We start from the raw sequence: 6,552 nt of genomic DNA on the forward strand, positions 1-6,552 counted from the left end.
CAACCGCCATCACGCGCTGGCGGCGCCGTCCGCCTGCCGCGGCCTGGCCTGTGCCTGCAATTCGGCGACCCGTTTCTGGACCAGATCGACATGCAGCCGCGCATCATACTGGCCCTGCCGATCGGCGGCCGGCAATCGAAGTTCGGCCAGCCGCTCATCCAGTTCGTGCAGACGCGCCTGCATGTCCCCAATCTGATCCGGCGACGGATCGTTGGCAAGCTCAAGCTCGATCTGCCGGATTTCGGGGTAATGCTGCCAGACGCGCCACCGCTGCATATAGGCATAGGCCTTGGGCAGCAGACGCACCAAAGGAACCACGATGAAAAAGAACGGCAGGAACAGCAGCAACACCCGGTTGACCTGGGCCGCGATCCAATAGGGCAGAAGATTGTGCCACGTGCTGGGGCCTTCGTCGATCAACCGCCGGGCGGCATTGCTGACCGGCAGGCCCGTTCCCTCGACCCCCGGAAACTCCCCTGCATCGGTGATGATGCCCCGCGCCCGATGCAACTCGACCGCGGCCATCGTCAGACGGTTGACCAGGGCGGGATGGATGTCGGCCTGCACGACCAGCCGCGCCTGCAGCGCGATCAGCTTGACCGGCCGCGGCGGCAGAACCGGGTCCAGCGACATCCCGCCGGCCGGAACCGTGACCACCGTCGCATAGGACAACCGGCGCGAGATCGCTTCGACATGCTCCAGTTCCAGCACCTTCAGCTCCGGCTCCTGATAGGCCGCCAACAGGTAGGGTGCCTCGATCGGAGCAACGAAGACGGCGATATCCAACCTGTTGTCCAGCAAGGCCACGGCAGCCTGATCATAGCCCAGCGACATATGGATGTTGTCCCCCTCGGACAGGCCGACCACCCTCTCGAAATCACGAAAGGCATCGGCCGTGCCCGACCCCTCCGCGCCGCGGTTGATTTTCAGACCGCGCCAGAGCGCCGGGTTTCGCGGAATTCTGGCATCCGCCCGCATCATGAAGATCAACGGCTCGTAGAAAACCGTACCGATTGCCTCGACCGTGTCGGGATCGACCGCGATCCCGCCTTGCAGCAGCGCGGCATCGACCGCGCCGCTTTCGATCAGACGGGCATTCTCGACCGAGCCTGCAGTTTCCAGTATTTCTACCCGGATTTCGTCACGCGCCAGAATCTCGGCATAGTCCTGCGCGATCTGCTCATATGCGCCGCCGCCCGGGCAGCCTGCGCATGGCCGGAGGGTGCAGATGCAGGACGATCGCGGTCAATGCCGCCGCCACCAGCGCCGCGCCGATCATGATCCAAAGCCGCATTCCAGCCCTCGCTCCACATCCCGCCGAAAACGCTAGGCCAGCCGACCGCTGCTTGCAAGCGCGCCGAAGACCGGATCATTCGTCGGTTTTTTTGCCCGACGCCACGTTTTCGGCACCCAGCCCTTGCATTCGAATGACCCAGCCGAAAGCATCGCGAACCGGGAGGACACATATGCTCAACGAAATCCGCGTCGTCGAAATCGAGGGGCTCGGCCCCGGCCCGTTCGCCGCCATGCTGCTGGCGGATCTGGGGGCCGACGTCGTGACCATCCACCGCAAGGGGGGCGCCGTCACACCCGGCATGCCGGACCGATCCGTGCTGGACCGGGGCAAGCGGTCGATCGCGCTGGACCTCAAGGACCCCGGCGACCTCGAAACCGCCCGGCGCCTGATCGCAACCGCCGATGCGTTGATCGAGGGCTTCCGCCCCGGCGTGATGGAGAAGCTGGGTCTGGGGCCCGAAGCCTGCCACGCCCTGAACCCGGCACTGGTCTATGGCCGCATGACCGGCTGGGGCCAAAACAGCCCGCTTGCCGACACCGCCGGACATGATCTGAACTACATCGCCCTGTCGGGGGCACTCTGGTACGGTTCCCCTCCAGGCGCCGAGCCGATGACCCCGGCCACGCTGGTCGGCGATATCGGCGGCGGCGCGATGTATCTGGTCACCGGCATTCTGGCCGGGCTGCTGAACGCGCGTGCAACGGGCACGGGCACGGTGGTCGACGCCGCCATCTACGACGGGTCCGCGCACATGATGAACCTGCTGATGAGCCTGCGCCAGACAGGCAACCTGTCCGAAACGCGCGGCCAGAGCCTGCTGGACGGCCCGCATTGGAGCCGCACCTACGCCTGCGCGGATGGCGGCTTTGTTTCGGTCCAATGCCTCGAACCGAAATTCTATGCCCAATTCCTCGAAATCCTGGGCCTGTCCGAAGATCCGGCGTTCCAGCGACAATACGACAGCACGCTCTGGCCAGACCTGACCCGGCGCCTGGCGGAAATCTTCGCAACCAAACCGCGCGACCATTGGGCCAAACTGTTCGAAGGCTCAGACGCCTGCGTCGCCCCGGTGCTCAGCCCCGACGAGGCCGCAACCCATCCGATGAACACCGCTCGCCAAACCTGGCGCACGGCAGACGGCACCCTGCAGGCCGCCGCCGCCCCGCGCTTCTCCACCCACCAATGGCAACCGAAATCCAGCCCGGCCCGCGGCCAACACTCGGCCGAAATCCTGATCGAACTCCAGGGCACCAAGACAACCTGACACGCCCTTCATCTGGCCAAAAATATCCCGGGGGTGAATTGGCCAACGGCCAAGAGGGGGCTGGCCCCATCCCGCGCCGCCTACCCGCCGCGCACCGTGTCGATCATCAACTGCACATTCTCCGGGTCTGCATCCGGCGTGATGCCATGCCCCAGGTTGAAGATGTGCGGCCCCTTCGAAAAGGCGCGCAGGATGCGGCGGGTCTCATCCACCAGCGCCTGCCCACCGGTCACCATGTGCGACGAGGCCAGGTTGCCTTGCACGCAGCCATCCACCTGAACATGTTGGGCCGCCCATTCCGGCGCAACCGAGTTGTCCAGCGCCACGCAATCGACACCGGTGGCCTTCGCGAAACCGACATAGCCCTCGCCCGCCTCACGCGGGAAGCCGATGACCGGAATGCCCGGGTGCCGTTCCTTGAGCGCCCGGGTGATGATCCGGCACGGCTCGACCGCGTATTTGGTGAAAGCCTCACCCTTCAGCGATCCGGCCCAACTGTCGAAGATCTTGACCACCTCGGCCCCCGCTTCGATCTGAGCCGACAGATATTCGATCGTGGCCGCAGTGATCCGGTCCAGCAACGCCTCGAACAGCGCGGTGTTTGCCTCGCGCAGGGCATGGGCGGGGCCCTGATCGGGGGTGCCACGCCCAGCGATCATATAGGTCGCAACGGTCCACGGGGCGCCGGCAAAGCCGATCAACGTCGTCTCGGACGGCAACTCGCACGACAGGATCCGCACGGTTTCATAGACGGGCGACAGGGTCTCGTGAATCGCATCAACGGGTTTCAAGGCGTCGAAATCCGATTGCTGCGTGATCGTCGACAGGCGCGGTCCTTCGCCGGTGACGAACCAAAGATCGGCGCCCAGCGCCTGCGGCACCAGCAGGATGTCGGCAAACAGGATCGCGGCATCGAACCCATAGCGGCGGATCGGCTGCAGCGTCACCTCCGCCGCCAGATCGGGGGTGTAGCACAGCGACAGGAAATCGCCCGCCTGTTCCCGCGTCGCGCGGTATTCCGGCAGATAGCGTCCGGCCTGTCGCATCATCCAGATCGGCGGCGTGTCCAGTACCTCGCCCGCCAGCGCCCGCAGCAGTTTCTTGTTCTCGGCCATGTCAGCCCCCACTATTCCGGTTTGCGCAACGGGTCCGCCTTCAGCGGCAAAATGTCAAGCGTGGCCCCCATTGTCAGGGCAATGTGACGCGACTAAAGCTGTGCCCATGACTTTGACCCTGCCCACCCCCGCATCGCCGCTGAAGATCGGCACCCGTGGTTCGCCGCTGGCGCTGGCCCAGGCCCATGAAACCCGTCAGCGGCTGCGCGATGCCTTCGACCTGCCCGAACAGGCGTTCGAGATCGTGGTGATCAAGACCACCGGCGACAACCGCGCCATGATCGACGCGGACCGCCCGTTGAAAGAGATCGGCAACAAGGGCCTGTTCACCAAGGAAATCGAAGAGGCGATGCTGGCTGGCGATATCGACATCGCCGTGCATTCGACCAAAGACATGCCGGTCGATCAGCCGCAGGGGCTGGTGCTGGACACGTTCCTCCCGCGCGAGGACGTGCGCGATGCCTTCATCTCGCCCCGCCTCAACTCGATCCATGACCTGCCCGAGGGCGCGGTCGTCGGCACTTCGTCGCTGCGGCGGCGGGCCCAATTGCTGCACCGCCGGCCTGATCTGAACGTGGTCGAGTTCCGGGGCAACGTGCAGACCCGACTGAAGAAGCTGGCCGATGGCGTGGCCGAATGCACGTTCCTGGCCATGGCCGGCCTCCGCCGACTGAACATGCAGGGCGTGCCTGCCACCGCGATCTCGCCCGACGACATGCTGCCGGCCATCGCACAAGGTACGATCGGCATCGAACGTCGCGCGGACGACCAACGGGCCGCCGCAATGCTGGAGGCCATTCATCACTCTGAAACCGCCCACCGCCTGACGGCCGAACGCACGTTGCTGGCCGCGCTGGACGGGTCCTGCGAAACGCCGATCGCCGGCCTGGCCGAGATCACGGAAGGCCAGCTGCGCCTGCGCGGCGAAGTCCTGCGCCCCGACGGCTCCGAATCGATCTCGGAAACTCTGACCGGCACCATCGAAGACGCGGTCGAGATGGGGCGCGACATGGCAACCAGGTTGCTTGGGCAGGCAGGGCCGGGCTTTTTCGATTGGCGCAAAATTTAGAAAAATTCCTGAAATGTGAACTGTTTCACAGTCGCGGAAGCTGATCACCGGCATAACGGGTTTGCCGGGTCGGGCAAGACGCTGGTCTCGAATGTATCGAAGATTTTATTTCGTACTGATTGTAGTTGGTATTCGAGGGGGCGAGACCGGATTGACAGCCCGACCCAGACGGGCCGCTGCCAAATTCCTGGCGGCGGTCCGCCCTCAAACTCGCCAAAGGTACCGTCAGACTGGAGGCTGTTCACAGCCCATATTCCTGCGACTCGCCGACCGCACCCATCGCGCCTGTATGTGATCCTACCGCACGTAAATGGGCCGCCGTCATGTTTGGAAACGTGGAAAATCAGAATGGGCACAGTGGCTATCGCCGGGTTCCGACCCTGCGGAGAGATGCGGGCTAGCAGGTGTAAAGACAAGCCAGTGGAGCGGCCATGGCGACGCGAGGGGCTGAAAGTGGCAACAAAGCCACCGAGGCAAGGGCAGCCATGGCTGAGCCCTCTCGGGCCATTGCTGCGCAATGCCCTGCCGGGCAGCGGACGGATCGTGTGTACGACCGAGTCCAGAGTATCACAACCCCGTCTGGTCGCATGACTTCGTGCACTGGCGAACCGACAACAGTAAGGCATTTCGGACCCTGATCATCATCGATGAGTTCAAGCCCCGACGCTTTCGCTTTATGATGTGACCTGAGCCCCAGGTTTCCTCCACCCCGCGGGGAGTCCCTGGGGTTGATTGAGGCGATGCCCGTCTTTGGACCAGCGGCAAGCAGAGTTTTCCGACTTCAATCAGGATGACGGGCTGGTTGCGTCTCCCGATTTCGTCAGCAAGATCGGTGGCTTGTTTCCAATCGCGCTGTGCGGCCGTTCTTCGTTGTAGTATCTAAGCTGAACCGTCCCGGGTTTACCGGAGAGAAAAACGCTCAAAGGATAAGCCCTATGACAAAGCAGAGATAAACCTCCGCCTATCCGGCTGAACTTCGCGACAGCGGCATTCGGCTGTTCCGAGAGAACCGCGCCGATTGCTGCAGCGACAGCGCTGCGTATCGTGGAATTTCCCCGAAGCTGGGCTGTTCGCCCGACAGTCTTCGGGTGTGGTGCCAGCAGGCCGAGCACGATGCCGGAAAGCGGGCGGGGCTGACGAGCGCCGAGAAGAATCGGATCAAGGAACTGGGGCGCGAGGTCCGTGAGCTGCGGCAGGCCAACGAGATCCTGAAGAAGCCCAGCGCGTATTTCGCGGCGGCGGAGCTCGACCGCCCGTTCCGCAAAAGATCGCGTTCATCGATGATCATCGTGGCGTCTTTGGTGTCGGGCCGATCTGCCGGGTTCCGGGAATCGCACCATCGACCTTCCATGCGCATGAAGCTGTCGAGCGTGACCCAGAGCTGGCGTCTGCGCGAGCCAAGCGCGACGCGTCTTATGAACCCGCTATCAAGCGTGTTCATGGTGCCATTGGTGGGCGTTACGGCGCTCGCAAGGTCTGGCACGCCCTGCGCCGGGAAGGGCGCGACATCGTCCGCTGCACTGGGGAACGGTTGATGCGAAGCGCGGGATTGCAAGGCGTTGTACGCGGCAAGAAGGTGACCGCTACCAATCCCGATGCGGCCCAGCCGTGCCCGGATGACAAGGTGAACCGGGCCTTCGTGGCCAAGGTGCCGAACCAGCTCTGGGTGTCCGATTTCACTTACGTCTCAAGCTGGCAGGACATGGTTTATGTGTAAAACACACGACTTGATCTGACATTTCTGCTCTTTTGGAGCGCAAGCAAGGAGTGTCGATCAATGACAAGCATTCAGGAAAAGATCATCAAA

The 6,552-nt window shown here is 63.6% G+C and carries 6 protein-coding genes, 1 pseudogene and 1 other annotated feature; of the genes and pseudogenes, 5 read left to right on the forward strand and 2 right to left on the reverse strand.

Features of this window, described 5'->3' with window-relative positions; all coding sequences use genetic code 11:
- Positions 1 to 9: 9 nt before the first annotated feature.
- Positions 10 to 1,230, reverse strand: a complete 1,221-nt coding sequence (locus tag F3H26_RS11970; RefSeq protein WP_149776282.1) for a TAXI family TRAP transporter solute-binding subunit — start codon at positions 1,228 to 1,230, stop codon at positions 10 to 12.
- Between the two features lie 236 nt (positions 1,231 to 1,466).
- On the opposite strand from F3H26_RS11970, the gene F3H26_RS11975 reads away from it, so the two are divergent.
- A complete protein-coding gene (locus F3H26_RS11975; protein ID WP_149776283.1) occupies positions 1,467 to 2,561 on the forward strand; it encodes a CaiB/BaiF CoA transferase family protein in 1,095 nt (364 codons plus the stop codon).
- Positions 2,562 to 2,641: 80 nt separating this feature from the next.
- Here F3H26_RS11975 and hemE read toward each other — a convergent pair whose 3' ends face one another.
- Positions 2,642 to 3,676, reverse strand: a complete 1,035-nt coding sequence (gene hemE / locus F3H26_RS11980) for a uroporphyrinogen decarboxylase (protein WP_149776284.1) — start codon at positions 3,674 to 3,676, stop codon at positions 2,642 to 2,644.
- Positions 3,677 to 3,782: 106 nt separating this feature from the next.
- Here hemE and hemC point away from each other — a divergent pair, with 106 nt between their 5' ends.
- The 4 genes and pseudogenes from hemC to F3H26_RS20015 all read left to right on the forward strand — a co-directional run bounded on the left by hemC (position 3,783) and on the right by F3H26_RS20015 (position 6,462).
- Positions 3,783 to 4,745 carry a hydroxymethylbilane synthase gene (hemC, locus tag F3H26_RS11985; protein WP_149776285.1) on the forward strand — a complete coding sequence of 321 codons (963 nt, stop codon included), beginning with the start codon at positions 3,783 to 3,785 and terminating at the stop codon, positions 4,743 to 4,745.
- A 344-nt stretch (positions 4,746 to 5,089) separates the two neighbouring features.
- Positions 5,090 to 5,397 (forward strand): annotated as a pseudogene (locus tag F3H26_RS19630) (hypothetical protein); the annotation flags it as partial.
- Positions 5,398 to 5,833: 436 nt separating this feature from the next.
- Positions 5,834 to 6,280 (forward strand): hypothetical protein, encoded by a 447-nt coding sequence (locus F3H26_RS19640; protein ID WP_223162491.1) that lies wholly within the window; start codon positions 5,834 to 5,836, stop codon positions 6,278 to 6,280.
- Positions 5,968 to 6,084: a sequence feature (AL1L pseudoknot), on the forward strand. (Overlaps the previous gene by 117 nt.)
- Complete coding sequence (locus F3H26_RS20015; protein WP_394349775.1) at positions 6,193 to 6,462, forward strand: IS3 family transposase; 270 nt, start codon at positions 6,193 to 6,195, stop codon at positions 6,460 to 6,462. Before F3H26_RS19640 ends, F3H26_RS20015 begins: the two co-directional genes overlap by 88 nt.
- Positions 6,463 to 6,552 lie beyond the last annotated feature (90 nt).

The sequence above is a fragment of the Ruegeria intermedia genome (genome assembly GCF_900129345.1).
Lineage (GTDB): Bacteria > Pseudomonadota > Alphaproteobacteria > Rhodobacterales > Rhodobacteraceae > Ruegeria > Ruegeria intermedia.

What these genes read in the sequence shown, in the direction of transcription:
- F3H26_RS11975 (WP_149776283.1), top strand. Translation starts at nt 1,467, where the DNA reads ATGCTCAACGAAATCCGCGTCGTCGAAATCGAGGGGCTCGGCCCCGGC.
- hemC (WP_149776285.1), top strand. Translation starts at nt 3,783, where the DNA reads ATGACTTTGACCCTGCCCACCCCCGCATCGCCGCTGAAGATCGGCACC.
- hemE (WP_149776284.1), bottom strand. Translation starts at nt 3,676, where the DNA reads ATGGCCGAGAACAAGAAACTGCTGCGGGCGCTGGCGGGCGAGGTACTG.